Source organism: Mesorhizobium sp. LNJC394B00 (assembly GCF_000502555.1).
GTDB lineage: Bacteria > Pseudomonadota > Alphaproteobacteria > Rhizobiales > Rhizobiaceae > Mesorhizobium.
The window spans coordinates 161,234-178,593 of record NZ_AYWH01000006.1 but is presented as its reverse complement, the minus strand read 5'-3'; the positions used below and the strand labels follow the sequence as shown (position 1 = coordinate 178,593).

Here is a 17,360-nt window from a genome sequence, read left to right as displayed (position 1 = left end):
TGTCCGTTGACAGTGCGCACCGTGGCGCCGGGACTCGAGCGATCCGTTTATTTACAATGAGTTAACACCCTGCTTCCGCAACTGGCACGGAGCTTGAATCCTGTTGGGCACTCTCCGGGCTTTTTGGGATCGGTGAAGGTGTGCAAACGCGGGGGACCGCAACAGCAAAGGGTGAAACCTTATGAAAATCGTGATGGCAATCATCAAGCCGTTCAAGCTCGACGAGGTGCGCGAAGCGCTCACCGCCGTCGGCATCCAGGGCCTGACCGTCACCGAAGTCAAAGGCTACGGGCGTCAGAAGGGACACACGGAAATCTATCGCGGGGCGGAATACGCGGTCAGTTTCCTGCCGAAAATCAAGATCGAAGTCGCGGTTAGCACAGACCTGGTCGACAAGGCCGTCGAAGCCATCACGGCGGCGGCCAAGACCGGCCAGATCGGCGACGGCAAGATCTTCGTCTTCGGCATCGATCAGGCGGTGCGCATCCGTACCGGCGAAACAGACACCGACGCACTTTGAGCGGCGAACACGTATTCCAATGGAGAGTTCAATGAATATACCTTCCACCTTGAAGTCAGTGGCGCGCTCCGCGCTGCTGGGCTCCTTAGCGCTCGGAGCATTGGGCACGGTTGCTGCCTTCGCGCAGGAGGCGGCTCCCGCCGTCGCGGCGGCAGCGCCAGCAGCGCCGGCTTTTACCGTCGACAAGGGCGACACCACGTGGATGATGATTTCCACCGTGCTGGTGCTGTTGATGACCATTCCCGGCCTTGCGCTTTTCTACGGCGGCCTGGTTCGTACCAAGAACATGCTGTCGGTGCTGATGCAGGTCTTCACCATCACCAGCGTGGTCATGATCATCTGGGTCTTCTACGGCTACAGCCTCGCCTTCACCCCGGGCAACGCCTTCGTCGGCGGCCTTTCGAAGATGTTTCTCTCCGGCGTCAACGTATCAACGCTTTCGGAAACCTTCAGCAAGGGCGTCGCCATTCCTGAACTGGTGTTCGTCGTCTTCCAGATGACCTTCGCCTGCATCACGCCCGCCCTGATCGTCGGCGCATTCGCCGAACGCGTCAAATTCTCCGCCTTGATCCTTTTCGTTATCCTATGGGTGACGTTAATCTACTTCCCGATCGCGCACATGGTCTGGTTCTGGGGCGGCCCGAGCGCCTATGCCGACCCGTCCGGCCTGATCTTCAGCTTCGGCGCCATCGACTTCGCCGGCGGCACGGTCGTTCACATCAATGCGGGCATTGCCGGTCTCGTCGGCGCGCTGATGATCGGCAAGCGCATCGGCTACAAGAAGGACATCATGGCGCCGCACTCGATGACGCTGACCATGGTCGGCGCTTCATTGCTGTGGGTCGGCTGGTTCGGCTTCAACGCCGGTTCGAACCTCGAAGCGAACGCCTATGCGGTGCTGGCGATGATCAACACCTTCGTCGCCACGGCGGCGGCGGCAGTGGCCTGGATCGTGCTTGAATCGCTGCTGCGCGGCAAAGCCTCCATGCTCGGCGCTGTTTCGGGCGCGGTCACCGGCCTCGTCGCGATTACGCCGGCTGCAGGTTTTGCCGGCCCGATGGGCGCTATCGTGCTTGGCATCGTTGCCACCTTCGTCTGCTACTTCTTCGTCTCGGTGGTGAAGAACACGTTCGACTATGATGACAGCCTCGATGTCTTCGGCGTCCACTGCGTCGGTGGCATCATCGGTGCGCTAGGCACTGGCATTCTGGTCAATCCCGCCCTCGGCGGCGCCGGCATCGTCGACTATTCGACGGCCGACTTCGCCGCCGGCTATGCCGGCACGGCCACGCAGCTCCTGGCGCAGGGCAAAGGCGTCCTGGTAACCCTGCTGTGGTCGGGCATCGGCAGCGCAATCCTCTACAAGGTCGTCGACTTGATCATCGGTCTGCGTCCGACAGCCGACGCCGAGCGCGAAGGCCTCGACCTGACTTCGCATGGCGAAGCGGCCTACCACTCGTAAGCCTTGCGGGGCGGCTCGGCCGCCCCGCATTCTCCCATCCCGTCGTGACGCTCCCGAAAGGAGTTCACGCTTTGAGGCCCGGGTCATTCCGGGCCTCTCTTTTTGGCAACCGTGCTGGCAGGCCTCGGTCCCTGCGCAATCACGTTCTAGTGATGGCCGCCGGCGGGGAGACGTCGACCGGATTGGTTCTGAACTGTTGAGACTGCCTACAGTGGAGTGAGCAAGATCCGTGGCTCTGGGTGCGTATAGTTAATGCGGCCTTAACCTTCCCCCCGATAGTCTGACATCCGAATCTGCCGGAGTGCGTCATGCGCCCGGCCAGTCCATGACAGACGGGGAACGAAGCATGCGTTCAGGGGCTTCAGCACCGCTCGCGCTGACCGATACGGGGCACGGCATCCAGGCATTCGCGCGGCGCCAGGTCGGGCGGCTGGTCGGCGCCGGCCTGTTTGCGCTGGTCGCCTTTGGCGTCGCGGCGCTGGCGACCTGGAACGTCGCCGATCCCAGCTTCTCGCACGCCACCGCCAACATCGTCACCAACGCCATGGGTTATGCGGGCGCGGTATTCTCCGACCTCGCCATGCAGTTCTTCGGCCTTGCCGCGGTCGCCGCCCTGGTGCCGGCGGTGATCTGGGGCTTTCTCCTGTTTTCGGCGCGCGGCGTCGACAGGCTGCCGAAGCGCGGCCTTGCGTGGTTCGGCTTCGCGCTGCTCGCGGCGGCGATGGCCGGCTGCGTGGTGCCGCCCAAGACGTGGCCGTTGCCGACCGGCCTCGGCGGTGTGTTCGGCGACATGGTGCTCAATATTCCGGGCGTGGTCATTGGCGGCTACCCGACCGGCATCGTTGCCAGCATCATTGCCATGGTGCTCATTGCGCCGGCGCTGTGGCTGTTTGCCTATGGCTCGGCGCTGATTGCGCGCAAGAACGGCTTTGCCGTCATGGAGCGCACCGCGGAGCCCGATCCCCGAGAGGACGATCTGCTCTTCGACGAAGACGAGGACGAGGGCGACGAGGGGATACTGGCGCTCGGCGCCGTTACCCACTGGTGGCTGTCTTTCCGCGCCTGGATGCATCGCCGGGCTGTGCGCCGCCAGCAGGAGCGCGACGAGTTCGAGCCGGAGATGGAGCAGCGCTCCACCGCATGGCGCCGCGCCGCCGAACGGGTCGAATCGGCGGAATTCGCCGAAGCGCGGATGAGCCCGGATGGCCGCGCCCGCGTCGAGCCGGAATTCTTCGCCGCCATGGTCAATGACCGCAGCGTTTCCGTCGATCCGGACGATGACGACGTCCTCGATGCCGGTTTCGACAATGGCGACGAGGAGGTCGAACTCGACGACGAGCCGGTCCAGCGCCGTGCCGCGCCGAACGCCAAGGTGCAAAACTTCCGGTCAGATGCGGCGACCCGCGTCGCCGCACCTGCGCCGCGTCCCGCTCCCGGCGCGCGCGTCCAGCGCGAGGCGCAGACCTCGCTGATCGGCTCGGAAACATTCGAAATGCCGTCGCTGCATTTCCTGTCGGAGCCGAAGAACGTGGTGCGCGACGCCAGCCTGTCCAAGGACGCGCTGGAGCAGAATGCGCGCCTGCTCGAAGGCGTTCTGGAGGATTTCGGCGTCAAGGGCGAGATTATCGCGGTACGGCCCGGCCCGGTGGTCACGCTCTATGAACTGGAACCGGCGCCCGGCATCAAATCGTCGCGCGTCATCGGCCTGTCCGACGACATCGCCCGCTCGATGAGCGCCATTGCCTGCCGCGTCGCCGTGGTGCCCGGCCGCAACGCCATCGGCATCGAATTGCCGAATGCCAAGCGCGAGACCGTCTATCTCCGGGAGATCCTGGCCAGCCGCGATTTCGAGACGACCAAGTCCAAGCTGGCGCTGGCGCTGGGCAAGACCATCAATGGCGAGGCGGTGATCGTCGACATCGCCAAGATGCCGCATGTGCTGGTCGCCGGCACCACCGGCTCCGGCAAGTCCGTCGCCATCAACACCATGATCCTGTCGCTGCTCTACAAGCTGACGCCGCAGGACTGCCGGCTGATCATGATCGACCCGAAGATGCTGGAACTTTCGGTCTATGACGGCATCCCGCACCTTCTGACGCCGGTGGTCACCGACCCGAAGAAGGCGGTGGTGGCGTTGAAATGGACCGTGCGCGAGATGGAGGACCGCTACCGCAAGATGTCCAAGGTCGGCGTGCGCAACATCGACGGCTTCAACGCGCGCGTGCAGTTGGCTGAAAAGAAGGGCGAAAAAATCTCGCGCACCGTGCAGACCGGCTTCGACCGCCAGACCGGCGAGGCGATCTACGAGACCGAGAACCTCGATCTCGAGCCAATGCCCTACATAGTGGTCATCATCGACGAGATGGCCGATTTGATGATGGTCGCCGGCAAGGACATCGAAGGCGCGGTGCAGCGCCTGGCACAAATGGCGCGCGCGGCCGGCATCCATGTCATCATGGCGACGCAGCGTCCGTCGGTCGACGTCATCACCGGCACCATCAAGGCCAATTTCCCGACCCGTATCTCCTTCCAGGTGACGTCGAAGATCGACAGCCGCACCATTCTGGGCGAGCAGGGCGCCGAGCAGCTGCTCGGCATGGGCGACATGCTGTACATGGCCGGAGGCGGCCGCATCCAGCGCGTGCACGGCCCGTTCGTCGCCGACGACGAGGTCGAGAAGATCGTCGCCCATCTGAAGCTGCAGGGCGTGCCCGAATATCTCGACGCCATCACCGAGGATGACGGCGAGGACGATGACGAGCCGTCGGGCAAGGGCGGCGCTGGCGGTGGCGGCAACAGCAATTTCGAGGATTCCGACGATCCCTACGACCAGGCGGTCTCGGTCGTGCTGCGCGACGGCAAGGCGTCGACCAGCTATATCCAGCGCCGGCTCGGCATCGGCTACAACCGCGCCGCCTCGATCATCGAGAAGATGGAGAAGGAAGGCATTGTCGGCCCGGCCAACCATGCCGGCAAACGCGAAATCCTGGTGCCGACCGAGGACGACAAGTTCTGATCAGCCGATACGGCCCGGCGGCAACCTTGAACCTTTTGGCGCGTTACAGCGACTGAGCGCTGTCCGGCCCGCCAAACTTAAGTCTAACTGGGGGTCCACGGACTGCAACGAGACACACACCACACGAGAGTGACCGGCATGAAAAACGATCTTTCCGCGATCAGCGATTTCGCTCCAAACCGTCGCCAGTTGCTCGGCCTTGGCCTGATGCTTGCCGGCGCCGCGGCCATCAACGTCGTGCCGGGGTTCCAGCTCCTGGCCTCGGCGCAGGCGGCGGTGCCGCCGACGGCGCAAAAGATCGCCGACCATTTCTCCTCGGTCAAATCGATGAGCGGCGAGTTCGTCCAGTTCGGCCCCAACAACCAGCAGACCGGCGGCAAGTTCTTCCTTGAGCGGCCAGGCAAGATTCGCTTCAACTATGACGGCAAGTCGAATTTCCGGGTGATTTCCGACGGCAAGTCGGTGGTCATCCTCAACAAGCGGCTGAAAACGTCCGATCTCTATCCGTTGTCGAAGACGCCGCTGAAGCTGTTGCTCGACACCAAGATCGACCTCTCGGGGGGCCGCGTGAAATCGATCAAGGAAGAGAGCGACCTCACCACCATCCAGCTTGCCGACAAGTCGGTGTTCGGCAATTCGAAGATCACTATGATGTTCGATCCGAAATCCTATGATCTGCGCCAGTGGACCATCACCGACGCGCAGGGCAAGGACACCACGGTGATGATCTACAACACCAAGGAAGGCGTCAGCTTCCCTGCGGACACCTTTGCCATCGACTATGCGGCGAACCGCGAGCTGAACACCAACCAGCGCTAGATGCGGTGAGGCCGGCCTGCCAATGGCGATCTCCTGCGCTTCCGGTGCTCACGTGGTTTAAGTACGCTCCGCTCCGGTTCTCGGAGACCGCCATTCGACTCGGCCTGACCTGAATCAGAGCCGCCGCCCGCAAAGGCTGGCTTGTGTTTGTGGCGCTAGGCTGGCAGTAGATCGGCGACCTTGTTCGGACCGCCGCATGCCCTTCTCCATCGCCACCTGGAACATCAACTCCGTGCGCCTGCGCATGCCGATCGTCGAGCGGCTGCTGACGGAGCAGGCGCCCGATGTGCTTTGCCTGCAGGAGACGAAGGTTCCCGACGAGCTGTTTCCGGAAAAGGCGTTCCGCAAGGCCGGCTACGAGCACATCGCATTCCATGGCCAGAAGGGCTATCACGGCGTTGCGACGGTGGCGCGGCGGCCGATCGAGATTGTCGAGAAACGGCGCTTCTGCGAGATCGATGACAGCCGGCATCTGTCGGTCAAGGTGCAGGCCGGCGGCAAGGCAATCCTGGTCCACAATTTCTACGTGCCGGCCGGCGGCGACGAGCCCGATCCGGAGATCAACCGCAAGTTCCGCCACAAGCTCGATTTCGTTGCCGAGATGAACGCCATCCGCGCCGCGCATGACGAGGTGTCGGCCTCGATCCTGGTCGGCGACCTCAACATCGCTCCGCAGGAGCACGATGTCTGGTCGCACAAGCAATTGCTCAACGTCGTCAGCCACACGCCGGTCGAGACGCAAAATTTCGACGCGATGCGGATCGCCGGCGACTGGGTCGACCTGATGCGGCTCGACGTGCCGCCAGAGCAGAAGCTCTACACCTGGTGGAGCTATCGCGCGCGGGACTGGGAAGCCTCGAACCGCGGCCGCCGGCTCGACCATGTCTGGTCGTCACCGAACCTGGTGCCGAGCTTTGCCGGCTATGAGATCCTGCGAGAGGCGCGTGGCTGGGAGCGGCCCTCGGACCATGTGCCGGTGATTGCGCGGTTCGACCTGGATTAGGCGGGCCGATATTCAGGTGAGGCCGGCCTGCAAATGGCCGATACCTGCGCTTCCGGTGCTCGCGTACTTTGAGTACGCTCCGCTCCGGTTCTCGGTATCAGCCATTTTCGACTCGGCCTGACCTGAATCTCGACACACCCAAGCGTGAGCGCGGTCGCGGGGACCTACCCGCCAAACCTTGGGGCCAGCTTCTCGATGCGGGCGATCATGGCCTGGAAATCATCGAGGATGCGCTGGTGCAGTTTCACCGCCACCTCGGGATATTCCTCCAGGATGCGGCGAAACATCTTGCGGCTCAACCTTATCACTTCCGAATCGGTCTCGGCCGAGGCGCTGGTCAGCCGTCTTGAGTCGGCGATCAGCGCCAGTTCGCTGAGGATCGTGCCGGGGCCGGCGGTGCCGATCGGGATGCGGTCGCCATCATGCTCCCGGTAGAGCACGATGCGGCCACTGACCACGATATAGGCCGAGTCGGCTTCGTCATCCTCGCGGTACAGCTTGCGGTCGGCCTGCAGATGGGTGGCTTCGGCGCCGAAGGCGAGCAGGCGCAGCTGTTCCTGCGTGAAACCCTCAAAGAGCTTCACGGCGGACAGGATGCGGATGTCGTCATCCAGCGCCATCTCTAGCTGCGTCCCCGAACGGTCAGTCCAATCCCTCCCTTAGAGCGCCGCGCGTCCAATTGAACGCGCAAAGGACGCTCTAACACTTCAATCTGCGCAGCGGGCCGATCCAGGCTCCCCCAGCCGGATCCTCCCCGAAACAGTCCCGCCCCGACCGCCTATTGAACAATGAAAAGTTTAAGGAACCAGCTTGTAGCCGCCGCTTTCTGTCACAAGAATTTCAGCATTGGAAGGATCGCGCTCGATCTTCTGGCGCAGCCGGTAGACGTGAGTTTCGAGCGTGTGCGTGGTGACGCCGGAATTGTAGCCCCACACTTCCTCAAGCAGGACGTCGCGCGTGACCACCTTCTGGTCGGCTCGATAGAGATATTTGATGATCGAGGCTTCCTTCTCGGTCAGCCGCACCTTGCCGCCGCGCTGGTCGATCAGAAGCTTCTGGCTGGGCTTGAACGTGTAGGGCCCGACCGAAAAGGTGGCGTCCTCGCTCTGCTCGTGCTGGCGCAGTTGTGCGCGTATGCGGGCGAGCAGCACGGCGAAGCGGAACGGCTTGGTGACATAGTCGTTGGCGCCCGCCTCGAGGCCCAGAATCGTGTCGGAATCGGTATCGTGGCCGGTCAGCATGATGATCGGCGCCTTGTAGCCGCCCTTGCGCAGGATCTTCACCGCCTCGCGGCCATCCATGTCGGGCAGCCCGACATCCATGATGAGTAGGTCGATGAGCCCGCCGCGCGCCGCGGCGACGCCTTTGGCGGCGGTCGCTTCCTGCAAGACGTCGAATTCTTCGTAAAGGGCCAGTTGCTCGACGAGGGTTCCGCGCAGGTCGTCATCGTCGTCAACGATCAGAATGGTACGTGATGTCATGGATCAATCCATTGTTTTGAAAAGAATTTTCAGTTGACCGCCCCCCATTTATGCGGAAGCTGACCGGCGCAACAGTCCGATCACAGTGATTTGTTCCGTGACACGATCATACAAGAAAAAACGCGATCGCAATGCAGCCGGCGCAATTTTGCCGAAAGGGCTGCGTGTGCTGGTGGTTCGGGCGAGGCCGGGCAACCCCAGCCAGGGGATATTGCAGGCCGGCAGCAAGGTGTTTGCCTGCGCGCTCGGACGCGGCGGCATCTCAGCCAACAAGCGCGAAGGCGACGGTGCGACGCCGCTTGGCGAGATGCGGATTTTGTCAGGATATTTTCGGGGCGATCATTTCGCGGCCGGCCGCAAAACCCGGCTGGCGATGGCGCCGATCGGCGCCGATCTCGGCTGGTGCGAGGTGCCGGACGACCGCAACTACAACCGGCCGGTGAAAATCCCCTATGGCGCCAGCCATGAGCGAATGCGGCGCGACGACCGCCTCTATGACGCCTGCCTGGTGCTCGACTGGAACATGGCGCCGCGCCGGCGCGGCCGTGGCAGCGCCATCTTCTTCCATCTGGCGCGCCCAGGCTTCACACCGACGCAAGGCTGCGTGGCGGTGACAGCGCGGACAATGGCGCGGCTGTTGCCGCTGGTGTCGGACCGGACGGTGGTGAGGGTGGTGAGGTAGGGAGTAGGGAGTAGGGAGTAGGGAGTAGGGAGTAGGGAGTAGGGAGTAGGGAGTAGGGAGTAGGGAGTAGGGAGTAGGGAGTAGGATGGTCTCGGCGTCGTTTCAATCCTTCACTACTCACTACTCACTACTCACCATTGCCTAACGCCTTCTCGGCTTCTGCCACCCAGTGTCCAGCAATCCAAGCCGGCCGAGTTCCCGGTCCACGGCCCGCGTCACGTCCTTGCGCTGCGCGCCGACGTCGCGCAACTGGCGATCCGACAGATCCTCCACGTCCTGGCGCGGCAGGTTGATGGCGACTTTCGCCTGGCGAAGCCAGTCCGTTACGGCATGCAACCAGTTCGAGCGAGCTGCTGGCGAGTTCAAAACGAAGATGGACATGATGCGCTCCCGTGTTCCGCCGGATATCAAATCCGGCTTGATGGTGTTTCGATGGATGCATCATGCCGCATTGAAATCCATGAGAGAAACGAGTAGTTCTTTTCAGATCGTCAAGTTTTATTTGAGGATACGTTGATGTCCCGTCTGTTGCCCGGAACGCGCGCGCTGAGGACTCTGGAAGCCGCCGCCCGCCACCTCAATTTCACCCGCGCTGCCGACGAGCTCGGGCTGACGCCGGCGGCGGTCAGCCACCAGATCAAGGAAATCGAGGATCAGCTCGGGCTGGTGCTGTTCACGCGAACCAGTCGTACCATCCGGTTGACCGAGGCAGGTACGGTGCTGTTCGAGGCCTCGATCGATGCGCTCGACCTGCTCAACCGGGCGGTGTCGCGGGCGCGCAAGCTGACGCGCGGCACGGCATTGCTGAAGGTAACGCTCGACGCGCAGTTCGCGTCAAAATGGCTGATGCGGCGCGTCGACGATTTTCGCAAACTTCAGCCCAGTATCGAGCTGAGGTTCGACATCGGCTACGAAGTGCGCGATTTCGAACTCGACGACGTCGATGTCGGCATCCGGTTCGGGGTCGGCAAGTATCCGGGGCTTCGCGCCCATCGCCTGTTCGACAACATCCTCATTCCGGTGTGCAGCCCGAGCCTGCTGACCTCCGGCCCGTCGCTGCGCGAACCGCGCGACCTCTTCAACCACACGCTTGCCCATATCGAATGGTCGCGCCAAGGCGTGACATGGCCGAACTGGCGCATGTGGATGGCGGCGGCCGGCATCAACGATTTCGACGACAGCCGGACTATCGTGTTTGGAACCTCTACCGATGCCGTGCAGGCGGCGCTCGACGGCAATGCCGTGGCGCTCGCCGAGTTCGCCATGGTGGCAAACGACCTTTCCCAGGGAAGGCTGGTGCAGCCCTTTGAACTCGGTCTGCGCGTGGGGCCGGAGTTCGGCTACTTCCTGGTCTATCCCGAGAGCACTGCCAACGATCCGCGCATCATCGCTTTCCGCGAATGGATCCTCGACGAAGTCGCCAGGACGCAGACCTGACGACTTCTGCAGGCCTCAGCCGGCGACCGGCGTCCCGAACCAGCCGATCACCGCGCCGATGATCAACAGCACGCCGAGCCAGTGGCCGCCGTCGATCAGGGTCAGGTCCCAGCCGAAATTCTCATAGCTATGGTTGGCCGTCAGCGTCGTGGCGACGAAACCCAGCCAGAGGACGAAGCCGAAGACCAGCCCTGCGACAAGGACCGGCTCGCCGCCCGTCATCGCGCCGACGACCAAGGCCAAGACCAGCGCCATGATCAGCTCGGCGATGAAGGAGATGATGAAGGGCAATATTGATTTCTTTGACGTTGACGGATCGATCCTGGCCGCCCTCATCCAAGGCTTGCTGAGGACCGTGTACCAGACCGCGCCAAACAGCCACGCCGCGACGGCCGCGACAACCACCGCCAGCCAGTTCACCACTGAAAAATCCATAAAGTCCTCCCCTCAAGCATGCAGCCCAAAGCCTGACGGTTCTGGGATAACGACATGCGTATTCTTCAAATCAATGCGCGATGGAACGCCTGTTCGGCAATGCCGTCAAGCGAAGCGCCACACCGTGGTGCGCTTGACAAGGGCGTCCTCCAGCGCCCGCGTCACCGCCACTTCGTAGACGGCGAGCGGCTCCAGTCCCGCCTTCGGCATGTAGGAGCGGCCCGGATCGCCGACGAGGATGTCAGCGCCGCGCGCCTTCAGTGTCGAAAACCACGGCATCAGCGTGTCGGCGAAGGATTTGTCGTAGAAGACGTCGCCCGCCAGTACCACGTCCCAGCCGGCGTCGGTGCCGATGCAGTCCGTGCCGCAAAAGTCGATGGCAACGCCATTGGCCTCTGCGTTGAGGCGGATCGCCGTTTCGCAGAACGGGTCGATGTCGGCGGCGATCACGTGCGCCGCACCCGCCTTGGCGGCGGCGATGGCGACAAGGCCGGAGCCGGAGGCGAAGTCGAGCACGCGTTTGCCCCGCACATCCGACGGATTGTCCAGCACGTAGCGGGCAAGGCCCTGACCGCCGGCCCAGGCAAAGGCCCAGAACGGTGGCGGCAGGCCGATTTCGATCAGCTCGTTCTCCGTGCGCTGCCAGAGGTCATGCGCTTCGTCGGCCAGATTGAGGACAATCTCCGGCACATGCGGCGGCGACATAAGCGCCGTGTTGTCGAGAATGAACTTTTTCGCGCTGTTCGGCGTAAGGACCGTCACGGAGCCGGCGTCAGGCCGCCCATGCGGCAGACTTCCTTCCATTCGGCCGGCGTCACCGGCTGTACGGAAAGCCGTCCAAGCCGCACCAGCGCCATCTCGGCAAGCTTCGGATTGGCCTTGACCTGCTCCAGCGTCGGCGGGTTCGGCACGTCCTTGAAGGCGCGGATGTCGACGCATTCCCAGCGCGGATCGTCGGTGGTGCTGTCGGGATGGGCAAGCCCGCAGACTTCGGCAATGCCGACGACGTTCAGCCCTTCATTGGAGTGATAGAAGAAGCCGAGATCGCCGATCTGCATCGCCTTCATGTTGTTGCGCGCTGCATAGTTGCGCACGCCGTCCCACTGCGTGCCGGCCTTGCCCTTGGCCTTCAGCGCCTCGAAGGAGAAGACCGAAGGTTCGGATTTGAACAGCCAGTAGTTCATGTCTTTGCTCCAACTACTATTTTTGCGCAATTCCGGACGGAAAACCGTTACACACTTTTCCTGGGATCGCTCTAGGCGCCGCCGGAACTAACTAGCCGCCGGCTTGTTGAAGGTCCAGTTCCACTGGCGGATTTCGACACTTTCGAACAGCCCGGCCTTGGCGTAGGGGTCGGCAGCCGACAGCGCCTGCGCACCGGCGAGGTCGGGCGCTTCCACGACGACGAGGCTGCCATTGGGCTTGCCCTCGGCGTCGAGGAACGGGCCGGCAAAGGCCAGTTTGTTGTCGGCGTTCAGGCGTTCGAGAAAGGCGACGTGGACCGGCCGCGTATCGACCCGCACCTGCAGGCTGCCCGGCTTGTCCTTGCAAATCAACGCAAACAGCATTTTTAAAACTCCGTTTTGGGATTGCGACAACAGCTCGCTTGAACTGCCGAAATCGCGGTTTTGCTTTTATGCTGGCTTCGGGTCAATGCCAAATGACGATCTCTCGACGCATTGAATCTCCGCTATGGCTCAAGCCAAGGCGTTGAAATAGTTGACAGTCCTGGGTTGATGAAAATCACAAACGCAACCCGCTTCGCCGAAAGAGTGGACGAAGGCGACAGGCTGCGTCGCGCACCACAACAGCGCACCAGCTTTGCTTGCCGCCGCCTATAAATCCACTACCGAGTATTTCGTAAATTCAAAAATAATCAATTTTCGATACGCAACACTCCAGCAAGTCAATTGTGAAATGGGCTGGTCTGCTCAGAACGCCTGAATAGAGGTCGCAATGGAGAGCATCGCGCGCAACACGACGGTTCGGATCGACGACGTCGCGCTTGCTTTCACGGCCGGCATGGGGACCGAGCGTGTTCTCGTCTCTGCAATCATTCCTTGCCTGAACGAGGAACTGACGCTCGGCATTTGCATTCGCAAAGCCTTCAATGCCTTCTCGATGCGCGGCATCAAGGGGGAAGTCGTCGTTGGCGACAATGGATCCGCGGACAAGTCGGTGGAGATTGCGCAAAAGCTGGGAGCGCGGGTCGTTCATCAGCCGGTAAAGGGCTATGGCGCGGCAATCAGTGCCGCGGTCGAAGCGGCCGAAGGCAAATATCTCATCATGGCGGATGCCGATGATTCCTACGATTGGAGCCAGCTCGGCGATTTCGTCGATGCGTTGGAACAGGGTGCGGAACTTGTGATGGGCGACCGGTTCGCCGGCGGGATCCAGCCGGGCGCCATGCCATCGTTGCATCGCTACCTCGGCAATCCTGTCCTTTCCACCATCGCTCGCTGTTTGCACAACTCTCCGGTCCGCGACTTCCATTGCGGCATGCGCGGTTTCACGCGCGAGGCATTTCTAAAAATCGGCGCGCGCTCGCCAGGGATGGAATTCGCTTCGGAAATGATCATCAATGCGCATCGCGCCGGGCTCGCCATTCGTGAAGTGCCGATCAAGCTCTACCCCGACAAGCGCAACCGCGCGCCGCATCTGCGTTCCTTCCGGGACGGTTGGCGACATCTGCGGCTGATCATAGCCCATGCGCCCGATACCATGTATCTCGTGCCTGGGCTGACCTTGTTGATCGCTGGCATTGCCGGCCTTGCCGTTCTCGCGGCTGGGCCTGTTCGCATCGGCGGATGGTACTTTGGAATTCACTTCGTCGCGCTTTCGGCCATGGCGACGTTGATTGGCCTTTCAGCGATCCTGTTCGGTATGCTGGCAAAGGTGGCAATCGCCATCTACCACCCGGTCTACAGCGGTCGAATTGTGCCATGGCTGACGCGCGGCCGGCCTTTGGAATGGCTGGTTTTTTCCGGTGGCGTACTCGCGGCAACCGGCTTCGCGGCCGATGGTTCACTCGCGCTACATTGGATTCTTATTGGCGGCCCCATGGAGCAATCGGTGCACCTGACCTTTGTAGTCACCACCATCTGCGTGGCCGGCATGTCGATGGTGCTGTCCGGCTTCGTGCTCAAATTGCTGCTTGATACGTTGAGTAGCAGACGTGAGCTCTAGCCCTCCAGCAGCCTTGCGAGCGGAAATTCAAGCGGCAAGCGGCTCGGCCGCAAAGCCTTTTCTGTCGGTTGTCATGCCGGTCCATGACGGGGCGGCATGGATTGGAGCGACACTTGACTCGCTTGCTGCAGAGCCGAGCGATGGCCTGGAGATAATCATCATCGACAGCAGCCCGACAAACGCTACTTCCGCCATTGTCGAGCGATTTCTCCACCGGCCGGCCTTCCGGCTGCTGCGGCGAAAGGATCTAGCGCCCTGGCAGGCGAAGACCAATCTGGGCGTTGAGCTGGCCGCCGCCGACTATGTCTGCATACTCCACCAAGACGACCTTTGGTTGCCCGGGCGCATCGAGGCCACGCGACGCTGGCTCGAGGACCTGCCCGAAGCAGCGCTTCACTTGGCCCCGACTGCGATCGTCGACCGCCACGGCCGGGGAATGGGATGCTGGAACTGTCCCTTGCCGAGCGACAAGGTGCTCGAATCCGACTTCTTGCTGGAACGGCTTCTCGTACAGAATTTCGTGTCCGTGCCTGCTCCGATATTTCGTCGGAATGCGTGGCTGGCATGCGGGGGTATGGATGAGAGGCTCTGGTATACAGCTGATTGGGATATATGGGCGAAGCTCGCCGTTGCCGGACCCGTCATTTATCACCAGGAGATAACCACGGCCTTCCGGGTTCATGGCGATTCGCTGACCGTAACCGGATCGCGCGATGCGAACGAATTCCGTTCGCAAATGCAGACTGTCCTGGAGCGCCATTTGGACCGGCTTTCGGCGCGCAGCCGGCGCCGGATCGAATCTGCTGCTCGGGCATCGATCAGCGTTAATGTGTCGCTGGCGGCTGCGTCAGCCGGCGACTTGAAGGCCTTGCTTCGAGCCGCTCGTATTATGCTGTCGCTCGGGCCGACGGGATTGAGGCGCTATTTGCGCGATTCGCGGCTGCGTGAGCGTGTCATGTGCCGGCTTCGCGCGAAACTGACAGGAGCTTTCTGAGGCAATGTCCAGCTCTGTCAGGATCGCCGACATCCCAGTGGACCAGAGCGAAAGACCGCTTCTGGAACGGGGATGGCGGTACATTGTGGTGGGAGCGATATGCGCAATTGCGCACAATGTCATCATGATTACGGTCGATCAGCTGGGCAGGCACTACCTGCTGGGCATCATGATTTCATTCCTGGCGGTGACGCCGACCGGCTACGCTCTGCACAGCTGGTTCACCTTCGGCAAACCGCTACGCTTCAAGGCATTTGCGCGTTTTGCGGCAGGCGTGGCTGCGGCCTACCCGATCTCGGTAGCCATGATGGTGCTTCTCTGTTCCTGGCTTGGCCTTGGTGTTGCGATTGCGTCTCCGATCGCCACCGTCGCATTGCTCATCTGGAACGTTGTCGTTGCGCACCTGGCGATCTTGTCACGGTTCAATCTGCGGCCCGCCACCGCGCCGACGGCATCGTCTCGCCCAGCCACACAGCAATTTGCGGGAAACGAGGAATAAGAATGTTACCGCCAGGTCAGATCATACGCAGGGCTCTTGGCCGCCATTTCAAGCCGGTCGGAGACGTCTACCGTCGTGTTTTCGTCAATCTCAATGTAATCGCGGATTTTCTCGATCGCGAATTGCCGAACGGCGCGAAGGTTTTGGATATCGGCGGCGGCGATGGAGCGCTCGTCGACCGGCTGCTCGATCAGCGCCCCGACCTGAGGATTACGATGTGCGATCTCGCCCCTTCGATCGGTGCGTTTCTAAGCAACGCAAATCGGGCGAAGGTCGAACTTCTGCCCGCGACGGACCTTTCCAGCGTGCAAGGGTCTTACGATGTCGTCACGATTTCCGACGTCATTCATCATGTACCGGTGGATCGGCGCGAGGCGTTCTTCAAATCGCTGGCCAACAGTTGCGAACGCTGGGCCTGCCGGAAGATCATCCTCAAGGACATCGAGCCTGGTGGAATACGCGCCACCTTGTCGCTTCTTGCGGACCGGCACATTACCGGAGACAAGCATGTCGTCTTGTTTTCGCGTTCGGACTTCGCGGCCATGGCAAAGCGGCATTTCCCGACGGCAAAGAGAGTATCGGCATCACCGGACCGGCCGAATTATTGTGAACTGCTCAGCTGGTAGCAGATGGGTGGATCCCGGCGTGTCACGGGCGGTAAGCGCGGATCAACGACACGCTATTTGGTCGCGATGGTGCTGAGCATGCTGGCGATCCGGTGACTCTCCGGGCGATCGACCAGAAATTTATCGATAAACTTCAACGGGAATGTCAGCGTCAGGATTGCGGCTTTCGCTATCATGTAGCGGGTTCGGTTCTCTCGACCGATAACGACGCCGATATATTCCGAAAGGATGTTGACGATCGCGCTTGTCGGTCCTTGATGCGTCTGGACCTCCACCCTTGCGAACCGCTGCAGAAGCTGCTCGATCCCATCCTTTGTGAAGTTGCAGTAGTGGGCGGGATAGCCGTGATAGGGGAACAAGAAAGGGTTGATGCAGAGCAGCGTTCCGCCCGGCTTCAGGACACGGAACACTTCATCGACGACCGCTGCCGGATTGGGAACATGCTCGATCACGCTGTCCAGAATGACGACGTCAATGGAATCGCTCGCAAGCGGCGTGTGCTCGACATTAGCAACCAGATCGACGTTCGGGGTGGGGAACAGGTCAATGTTGAGGACATCGGGGCGGACGCGCCGTGCGCCGGAGCCGAACTCCACGACCATCGAGCCCTGAGGTATCGACGCAAGAAACGAATTCAGCGTGTCGTGAGGTGAATATTCGCTGGTGATGACCTGCTTCAGCGAATTGTACATTCGGGCGCGCGTGCTGGTACCGTCATACGCCTCTTCATGGAAGCTAGCGTCGAAGCCCTCCCTCACCGGCGACTCGACAAAGAACGGAACGCCTTTGTGCACGGGATAGGCGGCAGGGCAAGATTCGCAGGTCAGGGCAGCCGGGCTTGTGCCAAGCCTGGAATAGCAGACTGGGCAGACGAGGCCCGATGCCATCTTGGGTTGTAGCACGCGATGTCCTTTCAAGCCTCCGCATTGTCGCAGAGGCAGGTTGCCGTGTCTGAACGTAACGCTTCTTAGCAAGCAAAAGGCTAACAGCGGCTAAAGTCCGCTACGTATAGACAGGCTGGAGCGGAGCGCTGCAAGAATCCGAAGCGCGACGGCTTCAGTTCCGCACAGTGTCGGAAAATTAACTGCGGTGGAACCATGCTTCGCCAAGCGGAGCTGCCGGCCTCGAAGTTGTTGTCTGAGGATGAAGGGCGTTGTGCCCAGCGAGGCAGCACGCCTGGCGTTGGTCTGCCTGGGCACG

The 17,360-nt window shown here is 61.7% G+C and carries 19 protein-coding genes; 11 read left to right on the top strand and 8 right to left on the bottom strand.

From position 1 onward, the window contains the following. The first annotated feature begins 181 nt into the window (after window positions 1-181). The 5 genes from X751_RS143895 to xth all read left to right on the top strand — a co-directional run bounded on the left by X751_RS143895 (window position 182) and on the right by xth (window position 6,820). Complete coding sequence (locus tag X751_RS143895; protein ID WP_023670499.1) at window positions 182-520, top strand: P-II family nitrogen regulator; 339 nt, start codon at window positions 182-184, stop codon at window positions 518-520. Between the two features lie 31 nt (window positions 521-551). Next, window positions 552-1,982: an ammonium transporter gene (locus X751_RS143900; protein ID WP_023670498.1), complete on the top strand. Its 1,431-nt coding sequence runs from the start codon at window positions 552-554 to the stop codon at window positions 1,980-1,982. Between the two features lie 346 nt (window positions 1,983-2,328). Then, window positions 2,329-4,998 carry a DNA translocase FtsK gene (locus X751_RS143905; protein WP_023670497.1) on the top strand — a complete coding sequence of 890 codons (2,670 nt, stop codon included), beginning with the start codon at window positions 2,329-2,331 and terminating at the stop codon, window positions 4,996-4,998. 138 nt (window positions 4,999-5,136) lie between these two features. Beyond that, window positions 5,137-5,817, top strand: a complete 681-nt coding sequence (locus X751_RS143910) for an outer membrane lipoprotein carrier protein LolA (protein WP_023670496.1) — start codon at window positions 5,137-5,139, stop codon at window positions 5,815-5,817. A 196-nt stretch (window positions 5,818-6,013) separates the two neighbouring features. Then, a complete protein-coding gene (gene xth, locus X751_RS143915) occupies window positions 6,014-6,820 on the top strand; it encodes an exodeoxyribonuclease III (protein ID WP_023670495.1) in 807 nt (268 codons plus the stop codon). Between the two features lie 164 nt (window positions 6,821-6,984). Here xth and X751_RS143920 read toward each other — a convergent pair whose 3' ends face one another. Both X751_RS143920 and X751_RS143925 read right to left on the bottom strand, forming a co-directional pair. Then, window positions 6,985-7,440, bottom strand: a complete 456-nt coding sequence (locus tag X751_RS143920; protein ID WP_023670494.1) for a cyclic nucleotide-binding domain-containing protein — start codon at window positions 7,438-7,440, stop codon at window positions 6,985-6,987. 177 nt (window positions 7,441-7,617) lie between these two features. After that, complete coding sequence (locus X751_RS143925; protein WP_023670493.1) at window positions 7,618-8,301, bottom strand: response regulator transcription factor; 684 nt, start codon at window positions 8,299-8,301, stop codon at window positions 7,618-7,620. A gap of 145 nt (window positions 8,302-8,446) precedes the next feature. On the opposite strand from X751_RS143925, the gene X751_RS143930 reads away from it, so the two are divergent. Continuing rightward, window positions 8,447-8,983: a L,D-transpeptidase gene (locus X751_RS143930; protein WP_196813612.1), complete on the top strand. Its 537-nt coding sequence runs from the start codon at window positions 8,447-8,449 to the stop codon at window positions 8,981-8,983. Between the two features lie 141 nt (window positions 8,984-9,124). Here X751_RS143930 and X751_RS143935 read toward each other — a convergent pair whose 3' ends face one another. Further along, complete coding sequence (locus X751_RS143935; RefSeq protein ID WP_023670491.1) at window positions 9,125-9,364, bottom strand: hypothetical protein; 240 nt, start codon at window positions 9,362-9,364, stop codon at window positions 9,125-9,127. Window positions 9,365-9,499: 135 nt separating this feature from the next. Between X751_RS143935 and gcvA the strand changes: the two genes are divergently transcribed. Continuing rightward, window positions 9,500-10,420: a transcriptional regulator GcvA gene (gene gcvA, locus X751_RS143940; protein ID WP_023702380.1), complete on the top strand. Its 921-nt coding sequence runs from the start codon at window positions 9,500-9,502 to the stop codon at window positions 10,418-10,420. A gap of 15 nt (window positions 10,421-10,435) precedes the next feature. Here the strand turns inward: gcvA and X751_RS143945 are convergent, their stop codons facing one another. From X751_RS143945 to X751_RS143960, 4 genes are all read right to left on the bottom strand, one after another. Beyond that, on the bottom strand, window positions 10,436-10,855 hold the full coding sequence (locus X751_RS143945) for a DUF1761 domain-containing protein (protein WP_023702381.1): 420 nt from the start codon (window positions 10,853-10,855) through the stop codon (window positions 10,436-10,438). Between the two features lie 105 nt (window positions 10,856-10,960). Then, complete coding sequence (locus X751_RS143950; protein ID WP_023702382.1) at window positions 10,961-11,659, bottom strand: methyltransferase; 699 nt, start codon at window positions 11,657-11,659, stop codon at window positions 10,961-10,963. Beyond that, on the bottom strand, window positions 11,614-12,039 hold the full coding sequence (locus X751_RS143955) for an EVE domain-containing protein (protein WP_023683904.1): 426 nt from the start codon (window positions 12,037-12,039) through the stop codon (window positions 11,614-11,616). Before X751_RS143955 ends, X751_RS143950 begins: the two co-directional genes overlap by 46 nt. An 87-nt stretch (window positions 12,040-12,126) precedes the next feature. Then, complete coding sequence (locus X751_RS143960) at window positions 12,127-12,423, bottom strand: YciI-like protein (protein WP_023687732.1); 297 nt, start codon at window positions 12,421-12,423, stop codon at window positions 12,127-12,129. Between the two features lie 388 nt (window positions 12,424-12,811). Here X751_RS143960 and X751_RS143965 point away from each other — a divergent pair, with 388 nt between their 5' ends. From X751_RS143965 to X751_RS143980, 4 genes are all read left to right on the top strand, one after another. Next, a complete protein-coding gene (locus X751_RS143965) occupies window positions 12,812-14,041 on the top strand; it encodes a glycosyltransferase family 2 protein (RefSeq protein WP_023745397.1) in 1,230 nt (409 codons plus the stop codon). A gap of 73 nt (window positions 14,042-14,114) precedes the next feature. Beyond that, entirely contained in the window at window positions 14,115-15,035 is a 921-nt protein-coding gene (locus tag X751_RS143970) for a glycosyltransferase (protein ID WP_031247151.1), read from the top strand. 4 nt (window positions 15,036-15,039) lie between these two features. Continuing rightward, window positions 15,040-15,534, top strand: coding sequence for a GtrA family protein (locus tag X751_RS143975; protein ID WP_081726168.1), 495 nt, complete (start codon window positions 15,040-15,042; stop codon window positions 15,532-15,534). A 2-nt stretch (window positions 15,535-15,536) separates the two neighbouring features. Next, on the top strand, window positions 15,537-16,160 hold the full coding sequence (locus tag X751_RS143980; protein ID WP_023745395.1) for a class I SAM-dependent methyltransferase: 624 nt from the start codon (window positions 15,537-15,539) through the stop codon (window positions 16,158-16,160). A 53-nt stretch (window positions 16,161-16,213) separates the two neighbouring features. Here X751_RS143980 and X751_RS0133785 read toward each other — a convergent pair whose 3' ends face one another. Continuing rightward, window positions 16,214-17,062, bottom strand: a complete 849-nt coding sequence (locus X751_RS0133785) for a methyltransferase domain-containing protein (protein WP_155923597.1) — start codon at window positions 17,060-17,062, stop codon at window positions 16,214-16,216. Window positions 17,063-17,360 lie beyond the last annotated feature (298 nt).